Below are 18,738 nucleotides of genomic sequence, written 5' to 3' on the forward strand. Positions count from 1 at the left end.
GTGCGGAAATTGCTTTATATCATGCCCTCGGCAAGCTCCCCGAGCCTGAAATGACCCACAGATTTTACTGACGAGGCCATTTTTAAAGGGAACTCTACAGGCGCTTTTCATTACCCAGAACCAAAGAAAACGGCAAACGTTGATAATCCCGTGCTTGTGAACGGAGCTTGCAATATCTCTGGTAGTGGGTGTGGCAACTAGGGGTGTGGCAACATAGTCGATCGGGAGCCTATGAAACCCATCGTCTTTCGCTTGTGTGACTCCGTCAGTTTATACGACGCAATGTTTGTAAAGGACGCTCCTGAAACATCCGTGCATAAACACCTGAAAACCGACCTAACTCGATAAAGCCCCAGCTCATGGCAACATCAGCCACCCGTGTTGTTACAGGATCAGAAAGATAAAGATCCCGACGAGCCCCATTGAGGCGCACAAGAGTCAAATAGCGTATGGGTGTGACTCCCAACTGCTCACGAAAACCATATTCCAGACTGCGTTCACTTAACTGGGCCACCGCACACAGCTCAGGAAGAGTCGGCAGTTCACCAGCATGCACCTTCAGATACTCAACGACTCGCTGCACACCTTTCAGCCGACGGCTTGACTTTTCAAGGGGGGAACATGTCTCAAGAGTGGAGAATAATAGTTTGACAGAAAGGTAGATTATCTGCTGACTCAGCACATGTCGCACGTTTGGGTTATGAAGGATTTCGGGAGAGCGCTCAACGGTAAAAAAGATGTCTGCCAGCCTGGCTTTGTAGAGTTTGAGTAGTGGCAGCGGGACACAACGCATGCGGCTGACAAACCATTGATTATGAGGTTCATGGTTTGTCAGCTGTGTAGTCCAGTTTTCAAGCACTGATGTATCGAGAACACTGGACATATAACCAAAGGGGTGGTTAAAAGCCATATCCCATTCTCCTCCTGTGCCCTGAAACATAGTGTTCTCTACGACTTCCTGCCCGCAAAAACGGACACGGGCCGGGGGGGACAAAGCTACAGCAAGTGGGAAAAAATTATCAGGAGGGCCTGCTTGTATCTGTACTCCAACATTCAGTTGTTCACGAACAAGAATCACACCGTCAAGCTTAATTTCACACAAGCGGTTCTCTAAAGTGCCAGGGTTTAATTGTAAATAACGCCGATGTCGACCAACTTCAGAGTTTTTCAGTTGTTCGATATCCGTTGTGCTAATGCGACGAATAAGAAAATCTGTCGTGTGTGGAAATTGTGTCTCACCACGTCTTTCATGCTGGTATTCATCTTTACCAGCAGCTAGTAGACCAGCAGGGAGTAGAACAAAATCAGTAGTACTTTCTGTCGGCGTTGCAGACCAGTGCATAAACGCATCATCCATATGCGAGCCCTGTAATGAGCATTGATTATGTATTTATATTTTTTATTGGTTGAGAGGCGGCCAATTCTACGTCGGAAATGTGTCGTGTGAAATACAGAAAAGCTACTTTTTAGCGCCATGGTGCCACATTCATCATTGATCATTGCAGGCTCTAGCCCGAGTATTTCACCAAAATAAGAGGGCGAGATGGTTTTTGTTATTGTTCAGTTGCTTACGCCAAACATAACGAACAAATCGCCCATGACAGATTGTAATCCTCCCATCACTCGTTTTTCACGCTGCCAGACACGGCTCGTTCAGGCTGATTTTTCTGGTGGTGACATCACATCCAATGCCGGTGTTTTGCTTCTACGACAGATAGACCGGAAGACGGGGTTAACCCGTACCTTTGTGTATAAAGAGTTGTTTCACACCATTTCCAGGAAGCTTGTGCCCGGATAGAGAAACAGGTGCTGTTCCCGGCACGGAATAAACTGAGAATAAATAAACAATGGGGTAAGGGGGAGGTGTGCCTGTAATTCATTCGTGCCAGCATCAGCGTAACCCGTAATGATGAAGAACCTGTTCAGGGTTTCATCTTGTTGCGGGACACATTAACAGGCTGAATGTAAGAAATACCTTTATTCAAATGAGCCATGTCTACCAGCGCCATTACTGAAACGCATCGCCCCTGCCACCCCTTCTTGTTCCAAAACCTGGCTGGCAGAACAGCCCTCTTCTCTAAGCGCCCGTTCAAGAGGCCAGTTCCATTGGTTATACGCACTGAGCCTATCAGCCTTCATACACTCTTGAGAAAACCCTGCAATCTGTTGAGCCAGCTCTAAAGCCTCGTTGAGAGCCTTTCCTTCTTCAACAATCCTATTCGCCAGCCCCCAGCTTAGCGCTTCTTCAGCATTCACAGATCGACCAGTCAGTATCATATCCATAGCTCGCCCCTGGCCAATAATTCGAGGCAGACGAACAGTTCCACCATCAATCAAAGGAACACCCCAGCGGCGGCAAAAAACACCAAACACAGCATTTGAACTGGCTATCCGCATATCACACCATAATGCCAGCTCCAGCCCACCAGCGACCGCATAACCTTCAATAGCCGCGATAACAGGTTTGGATAACTGCATTCGGGTTGGGCCCAGAGGCCCAGCACCATCAGAATCAATATTGTTTCTGGTTTCAGGATTAGAAACAGCCTTTAAATCGGCACCAGAACAGAACACACCCTCAGCCCCGGTTAGCACCGCCACCCGAGCCATAGTATCAGAATCAAACTCTTCAAAAGCTTGATGTAATGCTTCGGCTGTTGGGCGATCTATAGCGTTTTTTCTTTCGGGGCGATTCAAACGCACCACGGTGATGTGATCGAGTTTTTCAACAACAACTGGGGAACGACTCATGTATTCCTGCCCGATTGTATTATTTTTTATAAAGTAACCTGTTGTCGAGCAGGGTCAACCCATCCCAGGGTCTGTTGAAGTTGCTGAGCTGCGGAATCACCCAGATCAATGACCAGCCGCCACCTGCCCTGTTCAACCACAATAGATGAGTTAGCGTGAAGTGGGTCGGAAGCTTCTCTACACCCAAGAACTCTGACCAGCATTAAGTTTTCCTCTTTAACTCCCGCTTCTGACAAACATCATCTATCAAACCACCGCCTATACTGCCTTGGTTATTTCTTGAGGGTGGTGTCATGGGCCAGGGCAAATTTTCCCTGACAACCAAGGTTGTTATCGGCATGGTGACCGGTATTCTGGTTGGCTTCTTACTGCGTTTTTTATTCCCTGAAAGCCCGTTTGTCACAACCTATATAACAGATGGCCTTCTTCTTATTCTCGGCAAAATTTTCGTTACCTGCCTGAAAATGCTGGTTGTTCCACTGATTTTTGTTTCCCTTGTCTGCGGCACCTGCACACTGAAAGATGCCTCAACCCTTGGTCGGCTGGGGTTAAAAACAGTCGCTCTATATATTCTCACGACATGTGTCGCCATAAGTATGGCCATCGCGGCAGCTCTATTGGTTGAACCTGGTGTTGGTGCAAACCTCGAAAGTGCCGCAGGCTTCACCCCGCAGGAAGCGCCGCCCCTCAGCAATGTTCTGATTAACCTGTTCCCCAGTAACCCGATTGCAGCTATGGCCAAAGGAAATGCCTTACAGATTATTGTTTTTGCTTTGCTGTTCGGTATATCCATTGCCGCATCAGGGAAAAAAGGACAGCCCATCGCTGATATTTTCATCAGCCTGAATGAAGTTATTATGAAGTTGGTAACCCTGCTGATGAATCTTGCTCCATACGGGGTATTTGCGCTGATGGCTCGACTGTTTACTACCATCGAGTTTGACGCCATCCTGAATCTTATTAAGTACTTCTTCCTGCTGCTTGGCGTTCTAACCCTTCACGTTTGTTTAACCTACTTCATTCTTCTTCGTTTTGTAGGTGGACTCAGTCCAATTCGGTTTATGAAAAAAATGGAAGATGCCCTCCTGTTTGCTTTCAGTACCTCTTCAAGCAGTGCCACGATTCCTGTTTCTATGGAGACCGTAAGCCGCCGACTGGGAGCCAGCAATCGTGTGGCATCTTTCACCATCCCACTGGGTGCCACTATTAATATGGATGGCACAGCGATGATGCAGGGTGTGGCGACCGTTTTTATAGCTCAAGCGTTCAGCATTGACCTGACTTTAGGAGACTATCTCACCGTTATTCTCACCGCGACTCTCGCATCTATTGGTACAGCCGGAGTTCCGGGTGTTGGCCTCATTATGCTGGCTATGGTTCTGCAACAGGTTGGCCTGCCACTGGAAGGCATAGCCATAATTATGGGCGTTGACCGTTTACTCGATATGGTAAGAACAGCTGTGAACGTAACAGGCGACTGCGCGGTTACCTGCATTGTTGCCAAGAGCGAAAATGAGTTCGACATTGCTATTTTCAACGATGACCATGCTGGAGAGCAGGAAGAAACCATAGACTTCCACCACATCACCGATACACAACCCCAGCCGTAAGTGTTACCCGTTACACGACAGGGTAACACTTAAAGTAGCACTTGCACTTATAACCTCAGGAACTGTAACAACCTGTATATAGAAAAAATACACATATTGCCGCTATCCCTTGGTACACAAGGGATTTCATTTTCTGGCACGGTATCTGCTCTATCACAAGTGCAAAAGAGGGAAACAAGGTTCCGCTAAGAGAATCAATCCATCAGGCTGAATAATAAGAAGAAAAACGATAATAAGAATAAAGCCTGTAAACCAGACAAGTCAGATAAGAAGAATACTAATAAAAAGAATAATAACAGACGTATCTCTTTAAATGCCCCGCTTATGCGGGGCGTTGTCTATCTGCTTACTGAAAACCGCCCCTGGGAAGGAATACCGGCTTATAGTACCTAAGGCATGTTTCTGTAGGTTTGGAAACCACCCGCTGAACCCTTTGCACAAACTCGTACCGAGAAGCCAAATAGTCCTTTAGCCACTAGGGCAACTCGCTAACCTGTTTAGGCTACCGCATTTTAAAGCCTTTACTGCTGAGGAATTCTTTCATGTGGGGACGTGACTCTTTCCCCAGAAGCGCTTCCATATCTGCGCTCCAGGTTCGATTCAGCTTTCCATTACTACGCGTTCTGTAGTATTCACGCATCGTGGCATCATATTCATCCAGCATATCCTGCTGTAAGGGCTGCCAGGTTTCTTCCATTAGAACCATATCTACAGGCAAGCGGGGCTTGATATCAGGATTCTGATCCGGATAGCCAATGCACATACCAAACACCGGATAAACATTCTCTGGCAGCTCTAACAATTCACTCACCTTTGAAGGGTTATTGCGAATTCCACCGATATAACAGATACCCAGCCCTTCCGACTCTGCGGCAACAGCAACATTCTGGGCAAACAGGGCGACATCAACGGTGGCAATAATAAAGTGTTCTGTCATCCCGTCAGCCAGCTTACCGCCCAGAGTTTCGCAACAATAACCTGAACGATTCAGGTCGGCGCAGAACATGAAAAATGCGGCCGCAGATTCCACATAACTCTGCCCACCGGCAAGTTCGGCAATGCTGGCCCGGGTTTTCGGACTTCTTATCCGGACAACACTGACTCCCTGCAAATTACTGGAGGTAGCAGCACTCTGCCCCGCCCTGATCAACTCCCTGACCAGATCTTCATCCACTGGCTGATCGGTAAACTTGCGAATGGAACGGTGTGATTTTAATAATTCAATAACAGAATCGGACATAGCTCCCCCCCCGTTTTTACCCATAACTATACAGATAGAATCCAGGGCGCGCTCAGCATCATAAAACAACAACAATCCCTGGACATGAGTTAGAATCCTGATTCCCACAAAATCCATTAAAAGTCGCTGTTGAACATGGCGTAACGGTACACAATGAATCATACCCCTATTGCTCTCACAATTGCCGGTTCCGATAGTGGTGGTGGCGCTGGAATTCAGGCCGACCTCAAAGCCTTCTCCGCTCTAGGCGCCTATGGCTGCTCTGTCATCACCGCCCTCACCGCCCAGAACACACTTGGCGTACAAGGCATATTCGATGTTACCCCGGAATTCATCCGCGCCCAGATGGATTCTGTGTTCTCAGATATTCCGGTAAATGCCGTTAAAATCGGCATGTTGAGCCAAGAACCTATGATTCGTGCCGTAGCCGAAGGCCTAAAAGCAAATAACGTTGAACTGCTTGTTGTTGATCCGGTGATGGTTGCCACCAGTGGTGACAAACTGCTTCAGGATGATGCCATTAACACTCTGAAGGAGTGTCTGATACCCATGGCAACGGTGATTACACCCAACCTGCCGGAAGCCGCCGTTTTGCTGAATACCAGCATTCCGGAAACCATTGAAGAAATGGAAGATATGGTAGAGCCACTATTGGTACTGGGAAGCCGCTCAGTTCTGATTAAAGGTGGTCATCTAGGGGGCAGCGAAAGCGTTGACCTGTTCCATGACGGCAAGACTTTACACCGCCTGTCATCTCCACGTTTCCCAACAGAAAATACTCACGGTACAGGTTGCACCCTGTCGTCTGCTATTACCGCACAGCTTGCCCGGGGTGTTGAACTTACCGACGCCGTGAAACAAGCAAAAGATTATATCGCACAAGCCATCGCCAAAGCTGACAACCTTTCTATTGGCAGTGGCCATGGTCCCGTTCATCATTTTCATGCTCACTGGGAGAGCACTTCACAGGAGAGCACTTCACAGGAGAGCAACGCATGAAAGTTTCTGACCTGATTGCCAGCTGTGAAAGCGACTGGGAAGAATACACAAAACATCGTTTTGTAAGAGAGCTGGCCAATGGCGCCCTGCCAGAAGCTGCATTCCGGCACTACCTGCAACAGGATTACCTGTTCCTGATCCACTTTGCCCGCGCTTATGCTCTAGCGGTATACAAGAGCGATAACTTTGCTGCCATGCAAAAACCCATGGAGGCTCTGCAGGGTTTAATTGGTCATGAATCCCGTTTGCATGTGGAATACTGCAAAAACTGGGGACTGACTGAAGAAGATATGCAGGCTATTCCTGAAGCCACCGGCACAGTCGCCTATACCCGTCTTGTGCTGGATGCTGGCCAGTCCGGTTCTCTGACAGATCTTTACGCAGCCCTGGCTCCTTGCTCTATTGGCTATGGCGTTATTGGCAAGTGGCTTGCCAGTCATCAAGATACAGTGTTTGAAGGAAATCCTTACCGGGAGTGGATCGAAACCTACAGCGGTGAAGAGTATCAGGCGTCTGTCGTTGATACTGTTAATCAACTGGATGAACTGCTGGCTGAAATGCCTTCCGAAAGCCAGATGGCGAAGCGGGTGAAAAAGATTTTCCGGGATGCGACCCGTATGGAAATTTCATTCTGGGAACAAGGTTACGAAGCCTGATACCAGAATAACCAGAATAAATAGGAGATTGGGTTAGCCACAAAGTGGCGTAACCCAACTCAAAGAGACTTATCTCTCCTTCACATAAGGTACGCCCACAGCCTTTGGAGCTATAGCCTTACCAATAAACCCTGCCAACAATACGACAGTAATAATGTAAGGAATAGCAGAGAACAACTGACTGGGCAATTCACCAATCATTGGAATTTCCACATTCTGCACACGAGTTTCCAAAGCCTGCAGGAAACCAAACAACAGACAGGCAGCCAATGCTCCACGGGGATGCCACTTACCGAAAATAACCGCCGCTAGTGCAATATAACCCCGCCCCGAAGTCATCTCCCGCTGGAACGCGGCATTCTGAGCAATAGAGAGATAAGTGCCAGCAAAGCCACACAACACACCGGCAATAATAACCGCACGGTAACGTACCCAGGCCACAGAAATACCAGCACTGTCTACAGCATTAGGCTCTTCACCTGTTGCACGTAGGCGCAGACCAAAGCGGGTATTGAACAATACCCAGTAAGTCAGAGCCACAACACCAAAAGCAACATAAACCAGAATATTGTGCCCGGAAATCACCTGCTCATAGAGCGGTCCAATAACCGGAATATTTTCCCCTAGCCACTCCGCTCCAGGCAAAGTAATACCAGTAAAGCGCTGAGCATTCGTAAGAGCCGGCGTCAAACCACCCTGGCTATACCAAGCGTGGCCAAGAGTCACTGTTAAACCGGAAGCCAGAAAGTTCACCGCCAAACCAGAAATCACCTGGTCACCACGCATCTTCACCGATGCAAAACCATGCATAAGCGATAACAAAATGCAGATAGCAATACCTCCCAGCAATCCAAAGAATGGATTACCAGTTTCAAAGCTCACAACAGCTGCGGCAAAAGCACCAAACAGCATCTTGCCTTCAAGGCCGATATCTACAATACCCGAGCGCTCAGAATAAATACCCGCCATGGCCGCAAAAATCAGCGGTGTTGCCATGCGGATAGAGGCTCCCAACAAGGAGAAAAGCTGATCAAACATATCCATTTCAGTTTCCTCCTGCTACAGCTGCGTTAGCGTTGGCAATTGCACGACGCTGGAATACTGCTTCCACAGGCTCGCGAATCAAACGATCCAGTGCACCGGTAAAGAACACCACAAGACCTTGAATAACAAGAACCATCTGGGGGCTAATGGAAGGGATTTCAAACTGAAGCTCCGTGCCGCCCTGGTACAGAGCACCAAACAGTAGAGCGGCCAGAACGATACCGAAAGGATGGTTACGCCCCATCAAAGCAACAGCGATTCCCATAAAACCAAAACCACTGGTGAAGTTCAGGATCAGTCGCCCCTGAGCAGCATAGGCTTCATTGAAAGCCATCATCCCAGCCAGCGCACCGGAAATCGCCATAGTGATAATGATGACCCGGTTGGCATTAATACCCGCATACGTCGCAGCATTAGGATTGCTACCCACAGTACGAATAGCAAAACCCAATCGAGTGCGCCAAATGAGAATCCAAACCAGAGCACAGCAGGCCAGAGCCACCAGCAGTACAGGGCTCAACAAAGAGAAAGACGCTTCAAAACCCAGACTCGGTGCAAGCTCGTGAACTTTAGGTATCACAGCATCAGAAGCCCAGTAACGGCTATCAGTTGAGTTCCCACCCAGAGGAGAAATCCATACCACCAGCGCATAACTCATCAAAGCCGTAGCAATGAAGTTGAACATAATGGTAGTCACTACAATATGGGAACCACGCTTAGCCTGCAGGTAACCAGGAATCACGCCCCAGAGTGCACCGAACGCAGCACAACCAATAACTACCAGCGGCGCGATAAACCAGACGTTTAAAGTACTGTCCAGAGTCAGGCAGACAAGAGCCACAGCAAGACCAGCGACGTATGCCTGACCTTCACCACCGATATTAAACAGGCCGGCATGGAAGGCCACCGCTACTGCCAGACCAGTAAAAATGAAGTTGGTGGCGTAATACAGGGTATTACTCAATCCTCCAAATTCGGTACTGATGGCACCGTGAATCATGATTTTGAATGCTCTGATTGGATCTTCTCCAATCATCAGCACCACCAGACTAGACACTGCCAGTGCCAGCACCAGTTGCAGTAAAGGTATAAGGCCGATTCTTACCCAGCGTGGGCTTTCGACCGCGGCCAGTTGACTCATGCTGCAGCCTCCTCTTTCTTCTCATATTTCCCACTGTGCCCCTTGTCCTCAAAAACAGGGGCGTCAGCGTCGGCTGTAGATGTCATCAAAACACCCAATTCTGTTTCATTGGTTTCACTGGCAACAACCTCACCAGTGATAGCACCATCATTCATAACAATAATGCGATCTGCCAGAGACAGAATCTCATCCAGCTCCACAGAAACCAGTAATACAGCTGCTCCTTTATCACGGGCAGCAATCAGGTTTCGATGAATAAATTCAATCGCGCCGATATCCACACCACGGGTTGGTTGCCCGATAATCAGAATATCCGGCTCTTTCATCATCTCCCGTGCCAGCACCAGTTTCTGTTGGTTACCACCAGAGAAGTTTGCCGTTTTCAGGGAAGGTAGCTGAGGGCGAACATCGTATGCCTCCATCAATTCCAGAGTGGCATTCACGATGTTTTCAGGTTTGAGTAGCGGGCTGCCGTATTCTTCTTTGTTGTGATAACCAAGAATGGCATTCTCACTGGCATCAAAACTCTTTACTACGCCTTGCTGCAAACGATCTTCAGGAACATGGCCCATGCCGTAATCACGCATCTGCCCGGCATCCGGCCATTCGCCAACTTTGAGCACATGAACACCGGCTCCTGTTTCTAAAGAAACAGAGCCAGTAGAAGGCTGTAACGCGCCAGTCAGAATTTTCATAAGTTCTGACTGCCCGTTGCCAGTTACACCAGCAACACCCAGAATTTCGCCAGAACGCAGAGAGAAGCTGATATCTTTCAGCCGTTTTACACCGCGATCATCGACATAACCGACTTTATTCACCGTCATCCGGTTTTCACCGGGACAGGCTGGCCGCTTATCAACTTTTAAAAGAACCTTACGACCCACCATCAGTTCGGCCAGTTCTTCAGGATTCGTTCTATCTGTATCCCGGTGGGCAACCATCTTGCCTGCACGCATAACAGACACATGATTGGTGATAGCCATGATCTCCCGCAATTTGTGGGTAATCAGAAGTACCGTTACACCTTGGCTACGCAGAGATTCAAGAATATTAAACAGCTGACCTGTTTCCTGGGGAGTCAAAACACTGGTGGGTTCATCAAGAATCAGAATCTTTGCACCACGATACAACGCTTTAAGAATCTCTACGCGCTGCTGCAAGCCAACAGGGAGGTCACCAACAATGGCATCCGGATCAATATCCAGACCATAGCGGGATGCAATCTCGTTCAAAGCTTTACGAGCTTTGCTTTGGGCTCGGGCCAACAAACCCTGCCCTTCCATTCCCAGCATCACGTTTTCAAGAACAGTAAACGGCTCAACAAGCATAAAGTGCTGGTGCACCATACCAATGCCTGCGGCAATAGCCTGTTGGCTGTTCTGGATATTTATATGCTGTCCGTTCACCAGAATCTGGCCAGTATCAGCAGTATAAAAACCATAAAGAATGGACATTAGGGTTGATTTGCCGGCACCGTTTTCGCCAACAATACCGTGCACAGTGCCCGGCATAACCTTAAGATCGATATCACGGTTCGCCCAAACAGGGCCAAACCGTTTATTAATGGATTTGAGTTCTATTGCAGGTGCAGTCATACCTGATTACCTGACCGGTTTTTTCCCAGAAACTGGTTGATTTATTGCCGGTCTGTTTTCCTGTTCACGAAAAGCAGGAGAGGTCTTTAAGTCACAAAGCCCGGGTTAACCCGGTACTTGAAGACAGCTGTGCCGACAAAAGTGCCGGCACAGCTGATTTCTTTACAGCGGTTTTGATCAATCAGTAGGTGCAGGACTGAGTGTCTTCCCAGTTGTGTACCTTGATATCACCGGCAATGATGCCTTCACGGATCTCGCCCATGCGCTTGATATCAGCTTCAGTCAGCAGGTCACGGTTGTACTCATCCAGAGCCCAATCAACACCACCTTCCTGCAGGCCAACAACCTGCAGACCAGCAGTAAACTTGCCGTTCAGTTCGTCTTCAAAAGCTGTTTTGGTTACCAGGTCAACACGCTTAACCATGGAAGTCAGCATCTTGCCGGGATGCAGGTAGTTCTGGTTGCTGTCTACACCGATAGCAAGGTTACCCGCATCAACAGCCGCTTGATAAACACCAACGCCGGTGCCACCAGCCGCTGCATAAATTACGTCAACGCCCTTATCGAACTGAGCCTTGGCCAGTTCGCTACCCTTGGTGGGATCGTTCCAGGCTGAAGGAGTAGTGCCGGTCATGTTAGCCAGAACGGTTGCGTCCTTATTGATGTACTTCGCGCCCTGCTCATAGCCACAACCGAACTTGCGGATCAGAGGGATGTCCATACCGCCGATAAAACCAACCGCTTTGTTCTGGCTCTTCATGGTGGCCAGTGCACCAACCAGGAAGGAGCCTTCGTGCTCCTTGAAGATAACGGAACGTACGTTAGGCAGGTCAACAACAGCGTCGACCATAACGAAGTGTGTATCAGGGAATTGCTTAGCGATTTTTTCAACAATTGGAGCTTGCTGAAAACCAGCTACAACGATAGGGGAAAAGCCACGTTGAGCGAAACGGAGCATAACCTGCTCACGTTGACCTTCGTTGGTGATCTCAAAATCGGTGTAGCTGATTCCGGTTTCTTTCTTGAAGGCCTCAGCACCAGTGTAACTGGCCTGATTGAAAGAACGGTCAAATTTACCGCCCATGTCATAGATAACAGAAGGTTTGATTTGCGCCTGAGATACAGCAGCAATGGCGCTCATGGCGATGCCGGCGGCCAGCTTAAAAGCAGTTCGCATTGTCTGTCCTTGTGTGTGTGTTTTTTTTTTGCGAGAGTATAATGTTTGTAGTTGGTAGTTCAATACAACCCACACAGGTCAATAGAACATTATTTAACCACAAAGGGAATAAAAATTTACAAGAACAAACATTGACCGTTTGCTTACCACACCCTTACAGAAAGATTCTCAATCGCCGCAGGAATGTCTTCCAAAGAATGAACGACGCTGTCTGGCTTGTAGTTTTCTTCTGTTATGGCAGCCTTTTTTATGGCAGCCTTGTCAGGGTTGAACCATACCGTTCGCATCCCCACATCTGACGCTCCCTGAACATCAGTGATCAAATTATCACCCACGTGAATGGCATGTTCAGGAGTCACACCTGCAAGCTCCAGAACACGCATAAATACGACAGGGTCTGGCTTACTGCGATTCATATCTTCAGCACTGACGGAGAAACGAAAATATTTCCCCAGGCCCAATTTTTTTACATCAGCATTGCCATTGGTCACCACAGCAAGAGGATATTTTTCAGCAAGCTGTTCCAGAACCTCTTCTGCCCCTTCAAACAGCTCAATCTGATGGCGCCAGTGATGAAACACTTCAAACGCTTCACGAGCCAGTATCATAGCTTCATCTGTTTTATAGCCGACACGCTCCAGCGCCATTTTCATACCCACCACACGCACCTCACTCACCCGGTGCGCGAATTCAGGCCTGGTACTTTTAATTTCGTCTTTCAGATCATTTAAAGATACAGAATCGTAAACACCTTCCAGCTCAGGGCATTTTTTTAATAGCCAGCTATAACACTCTTTAACGGCCTTGCGGATAACCGGTCCGTTATCCCAAAGCGTGTCATCCAAATCGAAAGTAATTAACTGAATCATTCATTTTCCTGAATATTGCTTAACCACTCCCGAGGGGAAACACCATTCTTCTTTCGAAACACCCGGGCCAGAGCGGAAGCCGTATCATAACCCACCTCGTTAGCAACCCAACCAACAGGTTTATCATTTTTCAGCAAGGCTTTCGCCAACTCTATGCGCCAGGACGTAAGATAATCTCCGGGCGTTTGCCCAACGGTTTCCCTGAACAATTCTGCAAATCGGGAACGGGACATGGCCGCCACTTCGGCCAACTCCTGTAGAGACCAGTTTTTTTTGGGAGCATTGTGTATAACATCAATTGCCCGTGAAATTTGCGGATGAGATAACCCTGCCAGCATTCCCCCATCAACTTCCCCAGCCTCCATAACTCCGCGCAAGAGCTGGATAATCAGAATTTCACACAACCTGTCCATAACCACCTGACGAGCACTATGCTCTGAAAAAGCCTCTTCAAACAGCCATTCCACCGCACAACCAAGCCTGTCATTACGCCCTTCAAGGGGCACACTCACGATAGAGGGCAAAGACGAAGCCAGTGGGTTGTCAGGTCCGGCACCGTAAAGTACGGAAGCACAAACAATCTCTGTGTTATCAGCATCCTCTGCTTTTATTTGGTGAGCCATTGGCCTTGGATAAAACAGCAAAGCTGGGCCTTTCAGGATCTGAGAAGGCTGCCCAAGCTCGGTAACTTCCAGGCACCCCTGTTTCAACAGATGAATATGACCAGTCTGGCTTTTGGGGTTGTCAAAAGAGGACAGGCCACACAGCTGACCAGAATAAAAAACCCCTGCAGAAACAGTAAATTGCCCCAGAATTCGGGAAAGCTTATCCAATAGAGAGCCCTTTTATTTTTATGAATCAGACGATTTGAACCAAATAAGAGACTATTTGAACCAGTTAATACTGTCCAGCTACCTATATTTAGGATCGTGAACAGGGCTGCTCAAATTATTCCCGTAGAGCACGATAAATAAATATGGGAACTCCCTGTCGATACGATTTAGATCTAAATACAAGGATGAATATCATGAAGCAGTTACTGAAAGCCTCTCTTTTCTCCGTACTGGCCGCAGCCCCTTTCCTGAGCCTTAACGCTCAGGCCGGACAGCCAATGATGTACACCCAGCAGACTCCAGCTTCTACTGTACGTGTACTTGTTTACCAGGATGGTCAGCCTGCCGTGAACGCCAAGGTTAAGCTTTATAGCTCCAGTGGTGATCTTCGTCGCGAGTACACCACTAATAATAATGGGCGTGTTGTTATCAGCAACCTTGCTGCTCCTGGCCCATTCGAGCTTGTTGCTGAAACTCGTAGTGGTAAGAGCATGCCTCAGAACTTCAGCCGTTACTCAGGGTCCGAGAAGTAGTCTAACCCGCTTTTATAGCTCTCCAAAGCCGATCATCAGATCGGCTTTTTTATGCCTGGCATTTGAGCCTTCTTCGGATTATCTGGATCAAACCACAGACGATCTGAACCAAAACAACTGCCACTTATTCTTATAGTTTCCCCATGCACTGATGCATAACAACTGACTAGAAGCGGAGATGGACATGTCTTTTGTAAAGAACTCGCTCAAATCACTGGCAGCAGTTTCTGTACTGGTTTTTGCCAGCACCACATTTGCCGCTGATGCTGATATGAATGCCAATGCTAACGATGTTGCCTTACATGGTTACGACCCAGTGAGTTATTTCACTGCCGGAAAGCCTACTAAAGGTTCGAGTGAGTACATGGCTACCTTTAAAAACGCCATTTTCAAATTTTCCAACGCTGAAAACAGAGACACCTTTCGTGCCGACCCAAGCCGCTATGCGCCTCAATACGGTGGTTACTGTGCCTTCGGTGCAAGTCTTGAAAAGAAGTTTGATGGTGATCCGAATGCCTGGAAGGTTGTTGATAACAAGCTCTATCTCAATTTGAACGCTGACGTACAGAAGCGCTGGATAAAAGATATCCCAGGCAACATTGCCAAAGCTGACCGTACATGGCCGGAAATTCGTCGAATCGGCGCCAAAGAACTTCTTGAAAGATAAAACGCTACAAAAAGTGAGCGATGTGAATCCACATCGCTCCAATCAAAGTACATAGAAAGGAGGTTTCAAAATGAGTGTTTTGGAACTGGAGAGTGCAGCCCAGTTTGACCACATCAAATCAGAGTCAGAGTGGACTCTTGTTGATTTCTGGGCTCCCTGGTGTGCACCGTGCCAGCTGATGCTTCCTGTTTTTGGAAGAGTGGCCGAGTCTTTTGCTTCGGAAGTGACATCAGCAAAAGCCAATGTTGATGACCACAGTGCCCTGGCAAGTCGATTTGGCATTCGCGGAGTTCCGACACTGGTGCTGCTTCATAAAGGGCAGGTCGTGGATCAACTCAGCGGAGCTCAGCCACAAACAGCTGTAGCCAGCTGGATTCAGAAACACCTGGATCAACGAAAATAACAGATAACGGATTTAACCATGAAGAATAAAGCTCTTATCACCGCCGGACTCGCAGCCGTTCTTGCAACTGGAGCGGTTTCTACTGCGCAGGCTGCATCCAAGGAAAAGTGTTATGGCATTGCCAAGGCTGGCCAGAACGACTGTGCCAACCTGGCAGGAACCCACTCTTGCGCAGCACAGGCAAAGACTGACAACGACATTGGCGAGTGGAAGACTGTCACTAAAGGAACATGCAAAGACCTTGGTGGTTACAGCAAGGCAGAAGCCAAAAAGATTATCAAAGAAAGAGTGTAACCGGAGCCGGGCATTATGAGTTATTCATGGTCACAATCCCGGGTTCCTGTTGGTGTTGGCCTGCGACATGTCCATTACCATGATGCCCTGATTCATCCGGCAAAGCTGGACTTTGTTGAAGTTCATGCTGAAAACTTTTTTGCCTGCGGCGGGGCCTCCATTGAAGTTCTAAAAGATGTTGCTGAACACTACCCCCTTAGTATTCATGGCACATCTATGGGGCTCGGCTCCGACGCGGGTATTCCCGATCACTTTCTCAATAAGTTTGCTCATCTTATAGAGTGGACAAAACCTGTGCTTGTCTCAGAACATGCCGCCTTTACCTGGGGTGAACTGGATCACCAGATTCGCCATGCCGGGGATTTACTGCCCATTAAATTTGATGATGATTCCCTCACGACACTGGCCGAAAACGTGTCACGGGTTCAAGATAAAATCGGTCGACAGTTACTTGTGGAAAACCTGTCTGCCTACATCACGCCAGAAGGCAACACTCTTGAAGAAACCGAGTTTCTCAGCGCATTGGTAGACAAAACCGGTTGCCGTTTACTGATTGATATTAATAACCTTGCTGTGAACGCCTTTAACGCCAACTCCGGCAATATCGCTTCTCGTAGCGATATTCTTACCAGCATAGAAAACTGGCTTAAGCGCATTTCTTATGACGCAGTAGGCGAAATTCATCTCGCCGGCTGTACTCCTGCTCCAGCAGGGGGAATCATGATTGATGACCACAGTCGTCAGGTTTCAGAGATAGTCTGGGAAGCTTACCGTACAGCCTTAAATCAATTTGGTTCAGTGCCCACATTAATTGAATGGGATACCGACCTCCCGGAATGGCAGGTGCTCTTGGATGAAGCAGATAAAGCGCGTGCTATAGCCAGTGAACTGTTTTCTGAAAACACCCAAAACCAGAAAGCCCAGAGTGTTGCGCTATGAATTACCAACCACTTCTAATGGATGCTATCGCAAGCCAGGAATCTCACTCTGACTTTGACAGAGGCGGGTTAGAGATTTATCAGCGTAATTTGTTAGCTAATGCTGCCCGGTCTTTATCACTGAGCTATCCAACAGTTGAACAGCTTGTTGGCGAAGATTCATTCAAAATACTCAGCCGTGACTTTATTGCTGTAACTTCTCCAACACAGGGAGACTGGGCTGAGTGGGGAGAAAGTTTCCCCCGTTGGTTGGCAGACCATTCTATTGCAGATATGTACCCCTACATACCTGACTGCGCCGCACTGGACTGGCAGCATCACCAATGCGAGAGAGCAGGAAATACTCAGATAAACACTGAATCTTTTCAGTTACTGGCTGAAGAAGAAGCAGAGAACGGCTTGCTTCTTAATAATTCAACGCTGAAAACGGTGACTTCTGAATACCCCATTTTTGATATTTGGATGGCTCATCATGGTGTTGAAGATTTAAAACAAAAACATCTCGCCCAAGCCAAAGAAAAACTGGATAACAAAACGGGCCAAACCGTTTTGATATGGAGAAAACAATGGAAAGTTCATATCAAAAGGGTTCTTGCTCCTGAAAAAGAATGGGTAAACCTGATTAGAAACCGCACTCCTTTGGGGCTGGCTCTAGAAACGATTCAAAATGAACCTTTTGCTTTTGAAAGCTGGCTACCTGAAGCCATTAGCGAGCATCTGATCACAGAATTCCAATTAACAACACACACTGACACATAAATAATTTCAGGTAGAAACCTATGAATAACACATCACCATTCAGAGCCTTATTCAATGTTTATGAAGGCTTTGAACGCTTATTAAATCATCTGCAACCCGTTGCTCTTGCCGGTACACGTGCTTATATAGCCTGGGTTTTCTTTTCTGCTGGTTTGCTCAAGATTAACGACTGGGAAACAACTCTTTTCCTGTTTGAACTTGAATATGCTGTACCTTTTCTATCTCCGGTAACGGCCGCTTATCTGGGAACATTTGGCGAACTGTTTTTTCCTGCTCTGTTGTTCTTTGGTCTTTTCGGCCGGATTGGAGCCATCGGGCTTTCTTTTGTGAATGTTGTAGCAGTAGTAAGTCTGGAAGAAATAGCCCCTGCTGCTTTGACTCTTCATATTCTCTGGGGAGCTTTGCTGGCTGCAGTTGTGTTGTGGGGGTCAGGAAAGCTCTCTATTGATAATCTGTTAAAAAGCTCCGACTAACCTGTTTCTCCTTACGGCTGTTTATGAATTATAAATAGACAGCCGTTTTTTAAACCCTTTAGAAAGGGAACACCACTCAAGGCAATCATAATACCTGCAATACAGTTCCTAGACGATTCAAAGAAGCTCAGGACAAAAGTACCGAGGCAGGTAATAATTCTACAGATACTGTCGTTTGACAGTATAAGCCGACAATGGGTAGATCATCATAGCAAGGGCTTCAGGGATGAAGCATAAAACGACAACAGCCTTAATAAAGCATAATGTGACAATGTTTGTCTGCTGCTGAAGAATAAAATGACAATCTGTGCAACCCTCACTTGCCGTAGTTTTCCATAGCTCCAGAAGAAAAGCTGCCCGTCCGGCAGATATATAAACGTCTGCGGGGTGCTGGAAGTCTAAGTACTGCTCAAACTGACTCCTTCTGCTTTTATACTGACAAGTGCAAGGGCCACGGGCAAGCCAGCTCGGTGTAAGTCTTAACGCCGGGTACTCACCAGATTCTTGCCAAACACCGACATGGGTGTGTTGGCCATGCCGCCAGTCTGGCTATCTAGCGCATAGTACGTGCCGTCTATAAAAGTGATTGCAGTGTGCCTTCGGCGGTGAGCTTGGGCGATGCGACAAAACCGCTATCCCCCTTTATTCCCGAATTAGTCATTTTTAATGACTCCGACCCGAATGGCACTTACTTAAGAGCTAACCAGTTGTTTTAATTGATGAAAATCAGTCTGTTGATAAACTGGATTGCGACCA

At 47.7% G+C, this 18,738-nt stretch carries 20 protein-coding genes and 1 pseudogene; 11 read left to right on the plus strand and 10 right to left on the minus strand.

What is annotated here, in order from left to right; genetic code table 11:
• Positions 1-265: 265 nt before the first annotated feature.
• Positions 266-1,357 (minus strand): helix-turn-helix domain-containing protein, encoded by a 1,092-nt coding sequence (locus tag QMA35_RS17645; protein ID WP_281648473.1) that lies wholly within the window; start codon positions 1,355-1,357, stop codon positions 266-268.
• A 240-nt stretch (positions 1,358-1,597) separates the two neighbouring features.
• Between QMA35_RS17645 and QMA35_RS17650 the strand changes: the two are divergent.
• Positions 1,598-1,741: pseudogene (locus tag QMA35_RS17650) on the plus strand (IS1380 family transposase); the annotation flags it as partial.
• A gap of 236 nt (positions 1,742-1,977) precedes the next feature.
• Here QMA35_RS17650 and QMA35_RS17655 read toward each other — a convergent pair.
• Both QMA35_RS17655 and QMA35_RS17660 read right to left on the minus strand, forming a co-directional pair.
• Positions 1,978-2,751 (minus strand): crotonase/enoyl-CoA hydratase family protein, encoded by a 774-nt coding sequence (locus QMA35_RS17655; protein WP_281648474.1) that lies wholly within the window; start codon positions 2,749-2,751, stop codon positions 1,978-1,980.
• 26 nt (positions 2,752-2,777) lie between these two features.
• Positions 2,778-2,954, minus strand: a complete 177-nt coding sequence (locus tag QMA35_RS17660; RefSeq protein ID WP_281648475.1) for a hypothetical protein — start codon at positions 2,952-2,954, stop codon at positions 2,778-2,780.
• Between the two features lie 90 nt (positions 2,955-3,044).
• Here QMA35_RS17660 and QMA35_RS17665 point away from each other — a divergent pair, with 90 nt between their 5' ends.
• Positions 3,045-4,361, plus strand: coding sequence for a dicarboxylate/amino acid:cation symporter (locus tag QMA35_RS17665; RefSeq protein ID WP_281648476.1), 1,317 nt, complete (start codon positions 3,045-3,047; stop codon positions 4,359-4,361).
• A gap of 502 nt (positions 4,362-4,863) precedes the next feature.
• Here QMA35_RS17665 and nfsA read toward each other — a convergent pair.
• Entirely contained in the window at positions 4,864-5,601 is a 738-nt protein-coding gene (gene nfsA / locus QMA35_RS17670) for an oxygen-insensitive NADPH nitroreductase (protein ID WP_281648477.1), read from the minus strand.
• Positions 5,602-5,754: 153 nt separating this feature from the next.
• On the opposite strand from nfsA, the gene thiD reads away from it, so the two are divergent.
• Together thiD and tenA are read left to right on the plus strand one after the other, a co-directional pair.
• Positions 5,755-6,600 (plus strand): bifunctional hydroxymethylpyrimidine kinase/phosphomethylpyrimidine kinase, encoded by an 846-nt coding sequence (gene thiD / locus QMA35_RS17675; protein WP_281648478.1) that lies wholly within the window; start codon positions 5,755-5,757, stop codon positions 6,598-6,600.
• Positions 6,597-7,256, plus strand: a complete 660-nt coding sequence (tenA, locus tag QMA35_RS17680) for a thiaminase II (RefSeq protein ID WP_281648479.1) — start codon at positions 6,597-6,599, stop codon at positions 7,254-7,256. Before thiD ends, tenA begins: the two co-directional genes overlap by 4 nt.
• Before the next feature lie 69 nt (positions 7,257-7,325).
• Here the strand turns inward: tenA and QMA35_RS17685 are convergent, their stop codons facing one another.
• The 6 genes from QMA35_RS17685 to QMA35_RS17710 form a co-directional block, all read right to left on the minus strand.
• Entirely contained in the window at positions 7,326-8,300 is a 975-nt protein-coding gene (locus QMA35_RS17685) for an ABC transporter permease (protein ID WP_348650959.1), read from the minus strand.
• Between the two features lies 1 nt (position 8,301).
• Positions 8,302-9,441, minus strand: a complete 1,140-nt coding sequence (locus QMA35_RS17690; RefSeq protein WP_281648480.1) for an ABC transporter permease — start codon at positions 9,439-9,441, stop codon at positions 8,302-8,304.
• Positions 9,438-11,036, minus strand: a complete 1,599-nt coding sequence (locus tag QMA35_RS17695; RefSeq protein WP_281648481.1) for an ABC transporter ATP-binding protein — start codon at positions 11,034-11,036, stop codon at positions 9,438-9,440. Before QMA35_RS17695 ends, QMA35_RS17690 begins: the two co-directional genes overlap by 4 nt.
• Before the next feature lie 181 nt (positions 11,037-11,217).
• Positions 11,218-12,213 (minus strand): BMP family ABC transporter substrate-binding protein, encoded by a 996-nt coding sequence (locus QMA35_RS17700; protein ID WP_281648482.1) that lies wholly within the window; start codon positions 12,211-12,213, stop codon positions 11,218-11,220.
• Between the two features lie 143 nt (positions 12,214-12,356).
• Positions 12,357-13,082 (minus strand): HAD-IA family hydrolase, encoded by a 726-nt coding sequence (locus tag QMA35_RS17705; RefSeq protein WP_281648483.1) that lies wholly within the window; start codon positions 13,080-13,082, stop codon positions 12,357-12,359.
• On the minus strand, positions 13,079-13,915 hold the full coding sequence (locus QMA35_RS17710) for an AraC family transcriptional regulator (RefSeq protein ID WP_281648484.1): 837 nt from the start codon (positions 13,913-13,915) through the stop codon (positions 13,079-13,081). Before QMA35_RS17710 ends, QMA35_RS17705 begins: the two co-directional genes overlap by 4 nt.
• A 194-nt stretch (positions 13,916-14,109) precedes the next feature.
• On the opposite strand from QMA35_RS17710, the gene QMA35_RS17715 reads away from it, so the two are divergent.
• The 7 genes from QMA35_RS17715 to QMA35_RS17745 all read left to right on the plus strand — a co-directional run bounded on the left by QMA35_RS17715 (position 14,110) and on the right by QMA35_RS17745 (position 17,982).
• Positions 14,110-14,448 (plus strand): carboxypeptidase-like regulatory domain-containing protein, encoded by a 339-nt coding sequence (locus tag QMA35_RS17715; RefSeq protein WP_281648485.1) that lies wholly within the window; start codon positions 14,110-14,112, stop codon positions 14,446-14,448.
• 184 nt (positions 14,449-14,632) lie between these two features.
• Positions 14,633-15,115 (plus strand): YHS domain-containing (seleno)protein, encoded by a 483-nt coding sequence (locus QMA35_RS17720; protein WP_281648486.1) that lies wholly within the window; start codon positions 14,633-14,635, stop codon positions 15,113-15,115.
• Between the two features lie 70 nt (positions 15,116-15,185).
• Positions 15,186-15,518 carry a thioredoxin gene (gene trxA / locus QMA35_RS17725; protein WP_281648487.1) on the plus strand — a complete coding sequence of 111 codons (333 nt, stop codon included), beginning with the start codon at positions 15,186-15,188 and terminating at the stop codon, positions 15,516-15,518.
• An 18-nt stretch (positions 15,519-15,536) separates the two neighbouring features.
• Positions 15,537-15,812 (plus strand): DUF2282 domain-containing protein, encoded by a 276-nt coding sequence (locus QMA35_RS17730; protein ID WP_281648488.1) that lies wholly within the window; start codon positions 15,537-15,539, stop codon positions 15,810-15,812.
• Positions 15,813-15,827: 15 nt separating this feature from the next.
• Positions 15,828-16,751, plus strand: coding sequence for a DUF692 domain-containing protein (locus QMA35_RS17735; protein WP_281648489.1), 924 nt, complete (start codon positions 15,828-15,830; stop codon positions 16,749-16,751).
• On the plus strand, positions 16,748-17,509 hold the full coding sequence (locus QMA35_RS17740; RefSeq protein WP_281648490.1) for a DNA-binding domain-containing protein: 762 nt from the start codon (positions 16,748-16,750) through the stop codon (positions 17,507-17,509). Before QMA35_RS17735 ends, QMA35_RS17740 begins: the two co-directional genes overlap by 4 nt.
• A 20-nt stretch (positions 17,510-17,529) precedes the next feature.
• A complete protein-coding gene (locus tag QMA35_RS17745) occupies positions 17,530-17,982 on the plus strand; it encodes a DoxX family protein (RefSeq protein ID WP_281648491.1) in 453 nt (150 codons plus the stop codon).
• Positions 17,983-18,738: the final 756 nt, after the last annotated feature.

Origin of the sequence: Parendozoicomonas sp. Alg238-R29, assembly GCF_947331445.1 — a bacterium.
Classification (GTDB): domain Bacteria; phylum Pseudomonadota; class Gammaproteobacteria; order Pseudomonadales; family Endozoicomonadaceae; genus Sansalvadorimonas.